At 71.9% G+C, this 14159-nt stretch carries 15 protein-coding genes and 1 riboswitch; of the genes, 10 read left to right on the top strand and 5 right to left on the bottom strand.

Going from position 1 to position 14159, the window contains the following annotated elements:
- Positions 1 to 5 precede the first annotated feature (5 nt).
- Together AC21LY_RS22645 and AC21LY_RS22640 are read right to left on the bottom strand one after the other, a co-directional pair.
- The gene (locus AC21LY_RS22645; RefSeq protein ID WP_489048832.1) at positions 6 to 470 is read right to left on the bottom strand and encodes a tRNA (cytidine(34)-2'-O)-methyltransferase; all 465 of its coding nucleotides are present in this window, start codon (positions 468 to 470) and stop codon (positions 6 to 8) included.
- Between the two features lie 49 nt (positions 471 to 519).
- Positions 520 to 1113, bottom strand: a complete 594-nt coding sequence (locus tag AC21LY_RS22640; protein ID WP_489048831.1) for an HdeD family acid-resistance protein — start codon at positions 1111 to 1113, stop codon at positions 520 to 522.
- Between the two features lie 87 nt (positions 1114 to 1200).
- Between AC21LY_RS22640 and AC21LY_RS22635 the strand changes: the two genes are divergently transcribed.
- The 3 genes from AC21LY_RS22635 (at position 1201) to AC21LY_RS22625 (ending at position 3907) form a co-directional block, all read left to right on the top strand.
- Positions 1201 to 2067, top strand: coding sequence for a bifunctional methylenetetrahydrofolate dehydrogenase/methenyltetrahydrofolate cyclohydrolase (locus AC21LY_RS22635; RefSeq protein WP_489048830.1), 867 nt, complete (start codon positions 1201 to 1203; stop codon positions 2065 to 2067).
- Complete coding sequence (locus AC21LY_RS22630) at positions 2067 to 2378, top strand: DUF3017 domain-containing protein (RefSeq protein WP_489048829.1); 312 nt, start codon at positions 2067 to 2069, stop codon at positions 2376 to 2378. Before AC21LY_RS22635 ends, AC21LY_RS22630 begins: the two co-directional genes overlap by 1 nt.
- A gap of 110 nt (positions 2379 to 2488) precedes the next feature.
- Entirely contained in the window at positions 2489 to 3907 is a 1419-nt protein-coding gene (locus tag AC21LY_RS22625) for a hypothetical protein (RefSeq protein WP_489048828.1), read from the top strand.
- Between the two features lie 3 nt (positions 3908 to 3910).
- Here the strand turns inward: AC21LY_RS22625 and metX are convergent, their stop codons facing one another.
- Positions 3911 to 5059, bottom strand: a complete 1149-nt coding sequence (gene metX / locus AC21LY_RS22620; RefSeq protein WP_489048827.1) for a homoserine O-acetyltransferase MetX — start codon at positions 5057 to 5059, stop codon at positions 3911 to 3913.
- Positions 5060 to 5067: 8 nt separating this feature from the next.
- Positions 5068 to 5184, bottom strand: a riboswitch (SAM riboswitch).
- A gap of 90 nt (positions 5185 to 5274) precedes the next feature.
- On the opposite strand from metX, the gene AC21LY_RS22615 reads away from it, so the two are divergent.
- The 6 genes from AC21LY_RS22615 to AC21LY_RS22590 all read left to right on the top strand — a co-directional run bounded on the left by AC21LY_RS22615 (position 5275) and on the right by AC21LY_RS22590 (position 10419).
- Positions 5275 to 6471 (top strand): MFS transporter, encoded by a 1197-nt coding sequence (locus tag AC21LY_RS22615; RefSeq protein ID WP_489048826.1) that lies wholly within the window; start codon positions 5275 to 5277, stop codon positions 6469 to 6471.
- 10 nt (positions 6472 to 6481) lie between these two features.
- Positions 6482 to 6970 carry a guanyl-specific ribonuclease gene (locus tag AC21LY_RS22610; protein ID WP_489048825.1) on the top strand — a complete coding sequence of 163 codons (489 nt, stop codon included), beginning with the start codon at positions 6482 to 6484 and terminating at the stop codon, positions 6968 to 6970.
- A complete protein-coding gene (locus AC21LY_RS22605) occupies positions 6967 to 7398 on the top strand; it encodes a barstar family protein (RefSeq protein WP_489048824.1) in 432 nt (143 codons plus the stop codon). The genes AC21LY_RS22610 and AC21LY_RS22605 overlap by 4 nt, the downstream gene beginning before the upstream one ends.
- Positions 7395 to 8204, top strand: coding sequence for an exodeoxyribonuclease III (locus tag AC21LY_RS22600; RefSeq protein ID WP_489048823.1), 810 nt, complete (start codon positions 7395 to 7397; stop codon positions 8202 to 8204). The genes AC21LY_RS22605 and AC21LY_RS22600 overlap by 4 nt, the downstream gene beginning before the upstream one ends.
- A 149-nt stretch (positions 8205 to 8353) precedes the next feature.
- A complete protein-coding gene (trpS, locus tag AC21LY_RS22595) occupies positions 8354 to 9379 on the top strand; it encodes a tryptophan--tRNA ligase (protein WP_489048822.1) in 1026 nt (341 codons plus the stop codon).
- 41 nt (positions 9380 to 9420) lie between these two features.
- Positions 9421 to 10419 (top strand): YhjD/YihY/BrkB family envelope integrity protein, encoded by a 999-nt coding sequence (locus tag AC21LY_RS22590; RefSeq protein WP_489048821.1) that lies wholly within the window; start codon positions 9421 to 9423, stop codon positions 10417 to 10419.
- 33 nt (positions 10420 to 10452) lie between these two features.
- Here the strand turns inward: AC21LY_RS22590 and AC21LY_RS22585 are convergent, their stop codons facing one another.
- Together AC21LY_RS22585 and AC21LY_RS22580 are read right to left on the bottom strand one after the other, a co-directional pair.
- Positions 10453 to 11949 (bottom strand): APC family permease, encoded by a 1497-nt coding sequence (locus tag AC21LY_RS22585; RefSeq protein WP_489048820.1) that lies wholly within the window; start codon positions 11947 to 11949, stop codon positions 10453 to 10455.
- Between the two features lies 1 nt (position 11950).
- On the bottom strand, positions 11951 to 13258 hold the full coding sequence (locus tag AC21LY_RS22580) for a D-alanyl-D-alanine carboxypeptidase family protein (RefSeq protein ID WP_489048819.1): 1308 nt from the start codon (positions 13256 to 13258) through the stop codon (positions 11951 to 11953).
- Positions 13259 to 13290: 32 nt separating this feature from the next.
- On the opposite strand from AC21LY_RS22580, the gene AC21LY_RS22575 reads away from it, so the two are divergent.
- A complete protein-coding gene (locus AC21LY_RS22575) occupies positions 13291 to 14148 on the top strand; it encodes a ferredoxin family protein (RefSeq protein WP_489048817.1) in 858 nt (285 codons plus the stop codon).
- Positions 14149 to 14159 lie beyond the last annotated feature (11 nt).

The raw sequence follows: 14159 nt of genomic DNA, 5'->3' as shown, positions 1-14159 counted from the left end.
GAGCGTCAGACGGCCCCGCCGAAGCCGTTCTGGCGCCACGCCTCGTAGGCGACCACGGCGGCACTGTTGGCGAGGTTCAACGAACGCCGGCCGGCGAGCATGGGGATGCGGAGGGCCTCGGTGACGTGCGGGTCCGTGAGCACCTCGGGCGGCAGGCCGGTCGGCTCTGGCCCGAACAGGAGGACGTCGCCGGGGGTGTACGCGACCTCGTGGTGATGGCGCGTGGCGTGTGCGGTGTAGGCGTACACGCGCTGCGGGGCGAGCGCGGCCCAGGCGGCGTCGAGGTCGGCGTGCACGCGCACGTGCGCCAGGTCGTGGTAGTCGAGGCCGGCGCGCCGGAGCTTGGGCTCGGAGAGGTCGAAACCGAGGGGTTCGACCAGGTGCAGCTCGCATCCGGTGACGGCGGCGATGCGGATCGCATTGCCCGTGTTGGGGGCGATCCGGGGCTCGAAGAACAGAATGCGGAACACGGATGACGATCCTGTCACCCGTGCTCCGCATCCGTGGGACGAGGGGCGGTCAGCCGGCGTACTGCTGCGCCTGCTGGGCGCCGAACCGCTTCGCGACGCTGCGCAGTTGGAAGGCGGTGATGATCTGCACGATGCCGATGGCCACCGCGAAGATGCCTGCGACCCACACCAGCACGCCCACCGTGAACGGGCTCGCGAGCAGCACCAGGCCGGCGAGCAGCGTGAGGATGCCGAGCAGGACGACCCATACGCGGCCGGGAAGCAGTTTGTCGCTCACACCAGCCACGATCTGCGCGATACCCGCGAAGATCCACGCGACACCGATCCAGATGCCGAGAATGGCGACCGACTCGATGACGTCGCTGCGGAAGCAGAAGACGCCCAGGATCAGCGACAGTGCGCCGGTGATCACCGCGAGGACGCGGTGCTGGGTCTCGCCGAGGAGGCCGGCGATGACCTGGAAGGCGCCGCTCACGAGCAGGTAGATGCCGAACAGGATGCCGATGACGAGGGTGGTCGGTCCCGGCCACACCGCGATGATGACGCCCATGAGGATGGAGAGCAGGCCGAGGGCGAGGGTGGCCTGCCAGGTGGCCTTGACGCCCTGTTGAAGTCCCTGTTGGAGGGGGTTTTGTTCAGTCATGGGGCTCAGTATCGAATGAAACCCTAACGACCGCGAGTCGAACAGGCGTGAGCCGTCCCACTGTACCGGGGAGATAGGATGTCGGCCGTGACGGCTGAGGTATTGGACGGCAAGGCTACCCGCGACGAACTCTTCGAGAGTTTCCGGGAGCGGGTGAGCGCCCTGCGTGCGCGTGGCATCGCTCCGGGGCTCGGCACGGTGCTGGTCGGCGACGATCCGGGCTCGCAGTCGTACGTCAAGGGCAAGCACGCGGATTGCGCCAAGGTGGGGATCGAGTCGATCCGCCGCGACCTGCCCGCGGACATCACCCAGGCCGAGCTCGAGGCCGTGATCGACGATCTCAACGCCGACCCGGCGTGCACCGGCTACATCGTGCAGCTCCCCCTGCCCCGGCACCTCGACGAGAACGCGATCCTCGAGCGGATCGACCCGGCGAAGGATGCGGACGGCCTGCATCCCACCAACCTGGGCCGGCTCGTGCTCGGCGCGGAGGGGCCGCTGCCCTGCACCCCGCACGGCATCGTGTACCTGCTGCGCCGGTACGACGTCCCCCTCGACGGCGCGCACGTCGTCGTCGTCGGCCGCGGCGTCACCGTCGGCCGGCCGATCGGGCTGCTGCTCACCCGGCGCACCGAGAACTCGACGGTCACGTTGTGCCACACGGGAACCCGCGACCTCGCCGCCGAGGTGCGGCGCGCCGACATCGTGATCGCCGCCGCCGGCGTGCCGGGGCTGATCACGGCCGACATGGTCAAGCCCGGCGCTGCGGTCCTCGACGTGGGCGTCAGCCGCACCGCCGACGGCTTGCGCGGCGACGTGGCACCCGGCGTCGAGGAGGTCGCGGGCCACCTCTCGCCCAACCCCGGTGGGGTCGGGCCGCTGACGCGGGCGTTCCTGCTGGGGAACGTGATCGACGCCGCCGAACGCGACCTGGCTCGTTCGGGCGGGGTCTAGTGGCCGAACCCGCGGCCGAGCAGTACCGGCGCGCCAGGATGGTGCGCGCGGTGGTTGCGAACGCGGGATACGTCGCCGTCGTCGCGGTGCTCGTCGCCGGAATGGTCCTGATCGGCCTGGAGTACTGGCGTCGTGGCCTGTTCGTCTTCGGCGCGGGCACGGGCTTCGCGGCGGTCCTGCGGGCGGTGCTGCCCGAGCGCCGGCAGGGGCTGCTCCGGGTGCGCAGTCGCTGGTTCGACGTGGCGGTGCTCGCGCTCGCCGCAGCGGCGATCCTCGTGGTCTCCTGGGGGATCAATCCGCTGGACACCTAGTCGATATGCAGATCCCCGAATTCTGAATACTTTCTGCCGTATGTAACGTTTCGGCTTCGGGTACGATGTGCTGAGGTAACGGCTCGTCGCGCGATCCGATCGGAGGTGCCATGCGGATCTCGTCCTTCGGCGCCTCCGTGGGCTCCGGGCCCGTGCACTGCGTCCTCCTCGACATCGAGGACGGTCATGTCGTCGGCAGGCAGGCGCGCACCATCGACCCCGGCCCGTACCGGCTCGGCCACCGCGGCGACCTCCTCTCCTCGGGCTTCGATCTGCTCGCGAGCCACGCGGAGCGCGCGGTCGACGTCTCCGCCGTGACCGTTCGCAGCCGGCGTGATCTGCTGTCCGTCCGCCTGGGCGCCCGGGGCGGGGTACGCGGTGCCGGGATCGTGCCGGAAGCGGACGCGGCGCTGCGCGGTCTCGGCGAGCGCGGTGCGATCGCCCGGTACGGCAGCGCCCTCATCGCGGATCTGGCCGCCGACGGGGTGCGCCTGTACACGGTGCACGACGGTGCCGTGACCGCCGAGCGCCGCACGCGCGCCGTCGTCGTCGACGGGCACGGGGCCGCGTCCACCGATCACGTGGCCGCACTGATCCGGTCGGCGATCGCCGGCGCCGCCGTCGCGCCCGCGGCGCTCGCACTGATCGGTTCCGGGGCGCAGAACGCCGTTGTCCGGGAAGCGGTCTCGGCCGTCGCACGCGACGCCGGCGTGGAACCGGTCCAGGTCGACGAGCCGGAGACCATCTCGGCCGCCGGGGCGGCCCTGCTCGCGGCCGACCGCCGCGCCGCGGGGACGGCACCGTCGTCCCTGGTGGAGGGTGGGATCGGGGTCCTGGGCGGGCACAGCGTCCGGCTCACCGCCGCGGTCCTCCCGCTCCTGGTGGTGGCGGCCCTCGTGGGCGCGATCATCGCCACCGGCTACGCGACCGGCATCATCGGGCCCACCGCCCGCACGACCGAGGAGGTCGTGCCGACCTCCGACACGGCTACCAGTGCCGTCCCGGCCACCTCGCCGGAGCAGCTCTCGAGCTCCACGTCGACGCCGGGGCACCAGAAGCCGGTCGTGATCCCCACGACCGTGCCGCACGAGCCGGCCGGGGGCGACGAGGTCACCCCCACCATGACCACGTTCGCCCCGCCGCCGGTGATCCCCACGACCGTCCGGCCGCCGCTTCCGACGGTGCCGACGACCCCGCCCCCGTCACCGACCGGCACCCTGCCGACCACGATCCTCCCGTCCATCCCGACCGGGACCCCGCCGGGCGCCGTCGTCCCCTCCGAGGGAACCGCGACGAATCCCTCGCCGTCGGGTGAGGCGCCGCCGCCGGCGCCGGGGCACGGGCTCGGGCTGGGCGCAGGTCTCGGCGCACCGAACGTCACCGGAGCGCCTCCGGCGACGGGGAGTTCGAGTTCGAATCAGGTGAACACCGGAGCGGCGCAGTCGGAGCGGACGTCGACCAGTGTGGTGCACGGGCCCGGCACTGCGGTCGTGGCGAGCGCGCCGACCGTCACGACGCCCGCGCTCTGACGGTCAGCGCCGCGCGAGGTCCAGCGTCCGGGTGAGGAGCTCCGCGACGGCGTCCATCTCGGTCAGGAAACCGTCGTGGCCGTCCCGGGAATGGACGACCACCAGCTCGCCGCTGCCGGGGAGCAGGTCCGCCAGCTCCCGCTGCAGGCGCAGCGGATACAGGCGGTCGGAATCGATCCCGCCGACCACGACCGGAACCCGGCACTCGCGGAGCGCCGCCTCGATACCGCCGCGGCCGCGGCCGACGTCGTGGTGGTTGAGGACGTCCGTCAGTACGACGTAGCTGCCGGCGTCGAACCGGTTGACCAGTTTGTCGGCCTGGTGGTCGAGGTAGGAGGTGACTGCGTACCGGCCGCCGGTCAACGGATCCTCGTCGCCCTGGGCGTCGTTGCGGAACCGGCTGTCCAGCTCGATCTCCGTGCGGTAGGTCAGGTGCGCGATCCTGCGCGCGACGCCCAGGCCCGCGGTGGGGGCGTGACCGGATTCGTGGTAGTCGCCGCCCTGCCAGTGCGGGTCCGCCGTAATCGCCGCGATCTGCGTCGTCTGGGTGCCGATCTGGTCGGCCGTCGCCCGGGCGCCCACCGCGAGGATCAGGGCCGAGCGCAGGAAGTCGCCGTACATGAGGGCCCACTCCAGAGCCCGCGCGCCGCCCATCGACCCGCCGACGACCGAGGCGATGTCGTGGACGTCGAGGGCGCGGAGCAGCGCCGCTTCGGCTTCGACCTGGTCGCGGACCGTGATCACGGGGAACCGGGAGCCGTAGGGGCGCCCGTCCGGCGCGAGCGAGGCCGGCCCCGTCGAACCCGAGCACCCGCCGAGGACGTTCGCCGAGACGACGCACCACTCGTCGGTGTCGACCGCGGCGCCGGGCCCGATCAACCCGTCCCACCATCCGGCGGACCGGTGATCGGCGTCCGGGGGGCCGGTGACGTGCGAGTCGCCGGTGAGGGCGTGCAGCGCCAGCACGACGTTGTCGCGGGCCGCGTTGGGCCTGCCCCAGCGTTGGAAGGCCATCGTCACGTCCGGCAGGACGACACCCGACTCCAGGACCAGCGGTCCGAGCGACAGCGACTGCACGGCACCGTCGGGCACCCGGGCCCAGTCTGCCGGGGGACTGTCGATGGGCCGTCCTGTGCGGATACTGATGGTCACCGAACCTCTCCTCGCGCTTGCCACCCGGCGGGTAGACCGGGAAACCAGGTCATCACCCGGGGCACCCCACCGCGGTGGAGGGTTGCCGGTCAGCAAGCCGGGGCTGTGCGCTGACGCTCATGACCTCTTCCTGCATCATAACCGACCGTTTTCCCGTGAACGAGGTCACAGGTCCGCAGGGAAGCGGGGGCGGAGCCGGGACGTTGCACCCTCCCGTGCGCACTTCTACCCGGACCTCGCTCGCGGTCGGCGCCATGGCGCTCGGCGGCTTCGGCATCGGTACCACCGAGTTCGCGGCGATGGGGCTGCTCCCCGACATCGCCGCCGACCTGCGGGTCACCGAGCCGGTCGCCGGCCACGTGATCTCGGCGTACGCGCTGGGCGTGGTGGTCGGTGCCCCGCTCATCGCCGCGGCGTTCGCGCGGGTGCCGCGCAGGGCGCTGCTGATCGCGCTGATGGTCGCCTTCACCGTGGGCAACGCTCTCTCCGTCTTCGCGCCGACCTACGGGACACTGATGGCGGCCCGGTTCGTCGCGGGCCTGCCGCACGGGGCGTTCTTCGGGGTCGCCGCGCTGGTGGCCGCGCATCTGGCGGGGCCCGCGGACCGGGGGAAGGCCGTCGGCCGGGTGCTGATGGGCCTCTCGGTCGCGAACGTCGTCGGCGTGCCTCTGGTGACCTGGCTCGGGACGGCGCTGGGGTGGCGCTACGCGATGGCCGTGGTCGTGCTGATCGGCGCGGTCACCGTCGCCGCCCTCGCGGCCTTCCTGCCCGCCGTGCAGATCCCGCTCACGAACCCGCTGACCGAACTCGGGGCGCTGGCCCGCCCGCAGGTGTGGTTCGCGCTGCTCACCGGTGTGGTCGGCTTCGGCGGCATGTTCGCCGTGTACACCTACATCTCCACCACGCTGACCTCGGTGTCGGGTCTCAGTGCGGCCTCGGTGCCGGTGGTGCTCGCCGCGTACGGCGTCGGCATGGTGATCGGCAACGCGGTCGGCGGCCGGGCGGCCGACGGCTCGGTGGTCCGGTCGATCGCGGTCGCGCTGGCGGCGCTGGTCGTGCTGCAGGCGCTGTTCTCGCTGTTCGCGGCGCAGCCCGTCGCGGCGGTCACTCTCTTCTTCCTCATCGGGCTCACCGCGTCCGCGCTGGTGCCCGCGCTGCAGACCCGCCTGATGGACGTGGCGGGGGAGGCGCAGACCCTCGCCGCCACGCTGAACCACTCGGCGCTCAACATCGCGAACGCGCTCGGTGCGCTGCTCGGCGGCGCCGTCATCGCCGCCGGTGCCGGGTACACCGCGCCCGCGCTCGTGGGCAGCGGCCTCGCGCTGGCCGGGCTGGTGATCTTCGGGATCGGGATGCGGTCGGCGCGACTGTCGGCGCGACGGAGCTCAGAACTTGTCGGTGTCGCTCGGTAGGGTCGTCGGCATGCGAAGGATCCTCGCGCTGTGCGCGATCGCGCTGCTCGCCGTTCTCGGGTTGGTCGCGTGCGGCAAACCGGCGGTCGGGCCCACGGCCACGGCCACGTCGGCCGCCACCGCGAGCTCCGGCGCCGCGGGCGCCTCCGGTACCGTGCCGCGCTCCGGGTCGGCGGCCGCGGCGGCTGGCCCGTCCCGGTCGGCGGCACCGTCGAACTCCGCGGTGCCGCAGCGCGTCCTCGCGACGCTCGCCCGGATCGACGCCGGCACCTGGCCGCCCCAGGACGGCTCGGGGACGCAGGGCGGCCGGAACTTCGGGAACTTCGAGGGCCGGTTGCCCGCCACGGATGCGCAGGGCAAGCGCGCGAAGTACACGGAGTGGGACGTCAACGTCCGCAAGCCCGGGCAGAGCCGGGACGCCGAGCGCATCATCACCGGGGCCGACGGCAGCGCCTGGTACACCCTGAACCACTACGAGACCTTCACGAGGATCCGATGAGCACCCTCCCGCAGTTCCTCTCGTCCGGTACCGGCGCGGCGCTGACCGGCGCCGATCTGGATTCCGTCAAGCGGCGCGAACGGCCGCGCGTGCTCGTCGCACGGGGCAGTCGCATGCGCACCAAGGCGGCTCTTCTCGATGAGGTCTCCGCCGTCCTGCAGTTCCCGCTCCACTTCGGTGAGAACTGGGACGCGCTGGCCGATTGCCTCGGGGACATCGATTGGTCCGGGGGGCGGGAGCCCGTCGTCCTTGGCGTCGCCGAGGCCGAGCAGGTGCTCGCCGACGAGCCCGAGTTGCTGTCCACCTTCGTGTCCGTGCTCGCGGACCGGGACGTGCACGTGCTCCTGGCCGTCTCCGAGCATGCCGACGGGCCCGGCGTGCGTTCCGCGTGGGCGGGCTCGGGCCTGACCGTGGAGGCGCTCGCATGATCATCAGCTCGATCAACGTCAACGGCGTCCGCGCCGCGGTGAAGCAGCGGTCCGAGGAGAATCTCGGCATGCTGCCCTGGCTCCGTGCGACCGAAGCCGAAGTGGTGCTGCTGCAGGAGGTCCGCGCCACCCACAAGCAGACGCTCGCGGCGCTCGCGCCGGCACTGGAGGAGGGCTGGCACCTCGCGGCCGCGGAGTCCTCGACCGCGGGCCGCAACGGCGTGGCCGTGCTCTCCCGCCGCGAGCCCGATGCGGTGCGGATCGGTTTCGGCAGCGCGGAGTTCGATCCCACCGGCCGCTACATCGAGGCCGATTTCGGCGGCCTGACCGTCGGCTCGCTCTACCTCCCCTCGGGTGACGTGGGCACCGAACGGCAGGACGAGAAGGACCGCTTCCGTGCCGAGTTCGGTGCGTACCTGGCGAAGCTGGGGCGACGTCGCCGCGAGGTGCTCGTGTGCGGTGACTGGAACATCGGCCACACGGAACTCGACATCAAGAACTGGAAGGGCAACGTCAAGAACTCGGGGTTCCTGCCCGAGGAACGGGCCTGGATGAGCGAGCACATCGGCGAGGGCCGCGCCTTCAAGGACGTGGTGCGCGAGCTGCACCCCGGCGTTCCCGGGCCGTACGCGTGGTGGTCCTGGCGGGGGAAGGCATTCGACAACGATTCCGGCTGGCGTATCGACCTGCAGATCGCCAACAACGCACTCGCGAAGCGCGCTGTCTCCGCCCGCGTCGAACGCGCGGACGCCTACAACCTCCGCTGGTCCGACCACGCACCGGTCACCGTCGAGTACGCGGACTAGGAGGTCCCGGCCCGCGGACTCGGGCAGCGCGACGTAGCCGTGTGCGCACGCGCGTGCCGTCGCCGGCGGGAGACCGAAGGCGCGGGCGAGCACCGTCGGGCCGGATACTGGCGGGACTCGCAGAAGTGCGGTCGATAGACTCGATCCCCGTGACCGGAACCGCACCCACCCCCGCGAAGCGGCAGCGCGCGCTGTCGGGCATCCAGCCGACCTCGGACTCGTTCCATCTCGGCAACTACCTCGGCGCGGTGCGGCAGTGGGTGCAGCTGCAGGACGAGTTCGAGACCTTCTACTTCATCCCGAACATGCACGGCATCACCACGCCGCACGACCCGAAGGCGCTGCGCGAGCGCACCCTCTTCGCCGCGGCGCAGCTGCTCGCGCTGGGCGTGGATCCCGCGCGCTCCACGATGTTCGTCCAGTCGCAGGTGCCCGAGCACGCCGAGCTGACCTGGGTGTTGAGCTGCCTCACGGGTTTCGGTGAGGCGAGCCGGATGACCCAGTTCAAGGACAAGTCGGCGAAGAACGGTACGGAGAGCTCCTCCGTGGGCCTGTTCACCTACCCGATCCTCATGGCCGCCGACATTCTGCTCTACCGGCCCCAGCTCGTTCCGGTGGGCGAGGACCAGCGGCAGCACCTCGAGCTCACCCGTACATTGGCGCAGCGCTTCAACACCCGGTTCAAGAAGACCTTCGTCGTGCCCGAGGCGTACATCGTCTCCGACACCGCGAAGATCTACGACCTGCAGAACCCCACCGCCAAGATGAGCAAGTCGGCCGAGTCCGACGCGGGGCTGATCAGCATCCTCGACGACCCCAAGGTGATCGCGAAGCGGGTCCGCTCCGCCGTCACGGACACCGAGCGGGAGATCCGTTTCGACCGCGAGAACAAGCCCGGCGTGTCCAACCTGCTCACCATCGAGGCGGCGTTCACCGGTGCCACGATCCCGGAGCTGGAGCTGGCCTACGAGGGCAAGGGCTACGGCGATCTGAAGGTCCGGGTAGTGGATGTCCTGGTCGAATTCGCGTCGCCGCTGCGCGACCGCGTGCGGACCTACCTCGACGATCGCGCGGAGCTGGACAAGGTGCTGGCCTCGGGCCGCGAGCGGGCGCGCGACATCGCTTCCCGCACCTTGGCGGACGTCTATGACAGGGTGGGGTTCCTGGCCCCGTAGGGCCGCACGTGCACGAGCGAACAGCAGGAGGGCGAGTCCCGATGCTCCAGAAGTACCGTGACAGATGGCCGTGGTTCGACCACGTCATGGCCGCCGCGCTGCGGTACCAGGACAAGAAGGGCGACTACTTCGGCGCCGGGATCACCTACTTCAGCGTCTTCGCGCTGTTCCCACTCGCGATGGTCGTCTTCTCCATCGGTGGCTACGTCCTGGTCAACGACGCCGAGCTGCTGGCGGAGATCAAGCAGCGGATCGGCGACGTGATGTCGAACCAGGAGATGGCCACCACCGTCAATCAGCTGTTGGACCGCGCGATCTCCTCGCGCGGCACCGTCGGCCTGATCGGCCTGGCGGGCGGCCTGTGGGCCGGGCTGGGCTGGGTCGGCAACGTGCGCGCGGCCCTGACGGAGATGTGGGACAGCGAGGAGCCCGAGCAGAACTTCGTCAAGCAGAAGCTGGCGGACCTCGCGGCGCTCGTCGGCCTGTTCGCCGCCATCGTGGTCTGCTCGGTGCTCATCGCTGTGGGCAGTAGCCCGCTGACCGCGACCCTGCTCGACGCCCTCGGCCTGGAGGGAGCACCCGGGCTGCGCTACCTGATCGCGGGGGTCACCCTGCTGGTCACCGTGTGCGCCACCTGGGTGCTGTGGACGTTCGTCATCGCCCGGATGCCGCGGGTCAGCTTCCCCTGGCGCAACGCCCTGCGGGCGGGGCTGCTGATGGCCGTCGTCTTCACGGTCTTCACGCAGTTCGCGACTCTGATCATCGGCACCACCCTGCGCAGTCCCGCCGGGGCGACGTTCGGTCCGATCCTCGGCATCATGCTGTTCATCTACTTCACGGCGCGGATGCTGCTGTTCGCCACGGCCTGGGCGGCGACGGATCCGCGTAACCAGCGCTACGTCGTTCCGGCTGCTCCGGAGCCCGTGGTGATCTCGCCCGTGGTCCGCTCGGAACCGGATGCCGGCCGGACGGCGCTCGCCGGTGCGGCGGGCCTCGTCGCCGGCCTCGGCCTCGGTTCGCTCCTGCGCCGCAAGCGCTGACCGCGGCCCAGCGGGCCGGACACCGGCGGCGGCTCAGGCGTCCTCGGGAGCCGTCGCTCGCGGCAGGGTGCGGCCGCGGAAGAAGGCCGGCCGGGTCACCGCGCACGCCACCATCAGCGGCACCCCGAGGACCAGCATGCCGATGCCGATCACGAAGACCCCGCCGATGCCGCCGATCACGGTCTGGCCGTAGCCGGGCGAGATCATGTCCACCGCGCTCTGCACGAACGCCCAGATCATCGCGATCCCGCCGAGCACCGGGAAGATCAACCGCAGCACCAGGTTCCGCAGCGACCGCCGGACCGTGCGCCGGAAGTACCAGGCGCACCCGAAGGCGGTGATCGCGTAGTAGAAGGCGACCGCGAGGCCGAGGGAACTGATCGAATCCTCCAGCGTGTTCCGGCTCAGCAGCGCCAGCGTGAGGTAGAAGCCCAGCGCCGAGGCGCCCATCACGACGGTGCCGAAGGACGGCGTCAGGTACCGCGGGTGCACGCGCGCGAACCGCTCGGGGACGGCCTGGTAGATCGCCATCGCGAGGGTGCCCCGCGCGGTGGGCAGCACCGTCGACTGCGTCGAGGACAGCGCGGACAGGGCGACGGTGAGCACCAGCAGCCCGGCCAGGATCGCGCCGCCGACGGGGCGGCCCAGCACGGTGAGCACGTCGTCGTGGTTGTCGGTATTGCCCAGTCCGAGGCCCGTCGCGCCGAAACCCGAATAGGCCTGCACGGCCACCGCGACCAGCACGTACGTGCCCATGAGCACGACCGTGGCGAGTACCGCGGCCCGGCCCGGGGTGGACGACGAGTCCTTGGTCTCCTCACCGACGGCGAGGCAGGCGTCCCATCCCCAGTACAGGAAGATGCACAGGATCACCGCGGCCGCGACCTGCGAGGCGCTCAGCCCGCGCGGGTCGAGCCAGTCCCAACTCGGCCGCACGGCCTGCGGGCCCGCCGAGCCCCGGTAGACCGCCCACAGCGCCGCGGCCGCGGCGACGCCGAGCACGGCGAACTGGATCGACATGAGCACGTTCTGCATGCGCTCGGAGACGACGATCCCGCGGTACGACACCCAGGTCATCGCGACGATCAGTGCGCAGCCGAAGCCGATCACCGCCACCCGGTCCTCGGCGAGGGAATTCAGGCCGACGAAGCGGAACAGGTAGGAGGCCGAGATCTCCGCGACGTTGGCCAGGCAGATGATCGCCGAGACCGCGAGGCCCCAGCCGCCCATCCATCCGATCCACGGCCCGAACGCCCTGCTGCCCCAGGTGAACGTGGTTCCCGCGTCGGGGGTGTCGGCGGCCAGCTCCTTGTAGGCGACGGCCACCATCAGCATCGGCAGGAAGGCCACCACGAACATCGCCGGCGCCTTGCCCTGCACGTGCCCGACGACGCCGCCCAGCGTCGCCGCGAGGCTGTACGCGGGGGCGGTCGACGACAGGCCGATCGCCATGTTGCTCAGCAGGCCCAGCGAATCCGAGCGGAGCCCCTTGTCCGGGACCGACGCGGCTCCGAGCGGCGCGGCCACCACGTCAGCGTCCCCGGTTGATGCGCATCGCGGCACCGACGAGGACGGCGATCAGGGCGAGGCCACCGAGGCCGACGAGTAGCCGGGTGCCGCCCGCCAGGCCCGACGATCCGCTCTCCACCACGCGATCCTCGCCGCCGGAGGGCCGCTCCGCCGCGCCGGACCCCGACGAGGGAGTGACCAGCGTGCCCACGGATTTCCCGCGCAGCGCGACGCCGTAGTCGAGCAGGCGCCGGTACTGATCCCAGTAGGTGTTCCCGGTGTGCGACAGGCCGAACATCTGGACGATCACGTAACGGTGGCCGTCCCGGTCGACCGCGCCGGCGAAGGTCTTCTTCGCGTCGTCGGTGTAGCCGTTCTTGCCGGCGACCGCGCCGGGGAAGTCCGTGAGCAGGCGGTTTTCGTTGATGATCGGGTACGGCGCCACGGACGTGGGAGCGGGCGGCGCGCTCGCCCCCGGCGGCAGCGGGGTGGGCGGCGCGGTCGTGGGCACCGGCGGGTGTCCGGGGAAGGTGATCCGCGGCGTCGCGGCGATCTCCACGAAGCGCTTGTCCTGCAGGCCCGCCCGCAGGATGAGGGCCAGGTCGTAGGGGCTGGAACTCCCGCCCGGGCCGTCCAGGCCCGACGGGGTCGCGGCGCGCGTGTCGTGCGCGCCGAGCGAGGCGGCGAGCTCGTTCATCTTCCGCACGGTCGTCTCGACCCCGCCGAGCTGCCGAGCCAGTGCGTGCGCGGCGTCGTTGCCCGAGATCAGCATGAGGCCCTCGAGCAGGTCCTTGACCGTGTACCGGCCGCCGGGGGAGACGCCGGCCGCGTCCCCCTCCTGGGCGGCGTCCTCCGCGGTCCCCTCCACCACCGTGTTCAGGTCCAGGTCGCGCAGCACGACCTGTGCGAGCAGCATCTTGATGGTGCTGGCGGGCCGGTACCGGCCGTGCGGGTCCTTGGCGGCGAGGACGGTGGGGTCGGTGCCGGCGGTGACGTCGGCGACGAGCCACCCGGCGGAGTCGATGCCGGGCGGGACCGGCGGCGCACCGTCGGGCAGGACGAGGCCGCAGCCGGCCAGCGCGGCGCCCCCGACGGGAGGATCGGGGATCGGCAGTGGCGCCGGGCTCGGTTGTCCGGGCTTGGGCACCTCGGAGGCGTCGACGGCGGGCGGCGGCACGTGCTTGTGCGGGCACGCGTCGGTCACCAGTGTCTTCACCGCCGGCCCGGGGACGGGCGTCGGGGTGGGGGCGGGCGTCGCGCCGGCCGGTGCGACGCCGAGCGCGCCGAGGAGGCCGACGACGGCTGCGGTTCTCAGGGCGCGCGCGATCATCGCGGCTCATGCTAGTCGGCTACGGTGGCGGTATGACGGAGCGCTGTTCGAGTTTCGCCGACGAGCCGCTCCCCGGCACGGCGACCACGGAGACCGGTTGGCTCTGCATCGAGAACGAGTCCGGCTGGGGCCGGGACCCGTTCTCGGGCGAGACCTTCGCTCCCGAGGTGGGTGCGGCCGTCGAGAGGTTCGCGGCGGAGCGCGGGCTGCGCGTTCTCCTGGTCCGCCGTCCCGGGCGTGCGGCCGGGACGGGGCCGATGCGGGTCTTCGTCGCCGACTCGGTGCCCGGCCGCACGGCGCTGCGGATGTTCACCGTCGACGATTACGCCGAGATCCCGGGCCTGCCCGTCGACGATCCGGCCGCGGGCGAGCCGTCCGGCCCGATCGCGCTGGTGTGCACGAACGGCAAGCGGGACGTCTGCTGCGCGGTCCTCGGCCGGCCGATCGCGGCCGCGCTGGCCGACAGCTACGCCGAGCCGGTCGTCTGGGAGTGCTCCCACACCGGCGGGCACCGGTTCGCGCCGGTGGTGATCGTGCTCCCCACCGGCTACACCTACGGCCGGGTGACGGAGGAGCAGGCGCAGGCGGCGCTCGACGCGGCGCGGGCCGGCACCGTCGCCACCTCCGGGCTGCGCGGACGGTCGTCCCTGCCGCCCGCCGAGCAGGCGGGGGAGGTCGCCGTGCGCGGGCTCCTCGGTCCCGTCGGGCCGGACGTCCTGCGCACCGCGTCCGACGGTGACGGCACCGTCACCGTCCGGCACGAGGACGGCCGCGCCTGGACGATGACGGTGCGCTCCGAGGACCTGGCGCCGCGGATCATGTCGTGCGGGAAGAAGCCCTCCGCGGCCCGAGCCTGGCGGGTCGCGGGTATCGGCGCCGACAGTCACTGACCACGAGCACG

This window comes from Tsukamurella sp. II2bb, from assembly GCF_057815145.1.
The sequence above is the reverse complement of the archived record's forward strand: the minus strand, read 5'-3'. Positions and strand labels throughout refer to the sequence as shown.

Excerpts from the sequence above, each read along its gene's own strand:
- AC21LY_RS22640 (WP_489048831.1), bottom strand. The coding sequence starts at position 1,113 with ATGACTGAACAAAACCCCCTCCAACAGGGACTTCAACAGGGCGTCAAG.
- AC21LY_RS22625 (WP_489048828.1), top strand. The coding sequence starts at position 2,489 with ATGCGGATCTCGTCCTTCGGCGCCTCCGTGGGCTCCGGGCCCGTGCAC.
- AC21LY_RS22610 (WP_489048825.1), top strand. The coding sequence starts at position 6,482 with ATGCGAAGGATCCTCGCGCTGTGCGCGATCGCGCTGCTCGCCGTTCTC.
- AC21LY_RS22605 (WP_489048824.1), top strand. The coding sequence starts at position 6,967 with ATGAGCACCCTCCCGCAGTTCCTCTCGTCCGGTACCGGCGCGGCGCTG.
- AC21LY_RS22600 (WP_489048823.1), top strand. The coding sequence starts at position 7,395 with ATGATCATCAGCTCGATCAACGTCAACGGCGTCCGCGCCGCGGTGAAG.
- AC21LY_RS22590 (WP_489048821.1), top strand. The coding sequence starts at position 9,421 with ATGCTCCAGAAGTACCGTGACAGATGGCCGTGGTTCGACCACGTCATG.
- AC21LY_RS22580 (WP_489048819.1), bottom strand. The coding sequence starts at position 13,258 with ATGATCGCGCGCGCCCTGAGAACCGCAGCCGTCGTCGGCCTCCTCGGC.
- AC21LY_RS22575 (WP_489048817.1), top strand. The coding sequence starts at position 13,291 with ATGACGGAGCGCTGTTCGAGTTTCGCCGACGAGCCGCTCCCCGGCACG.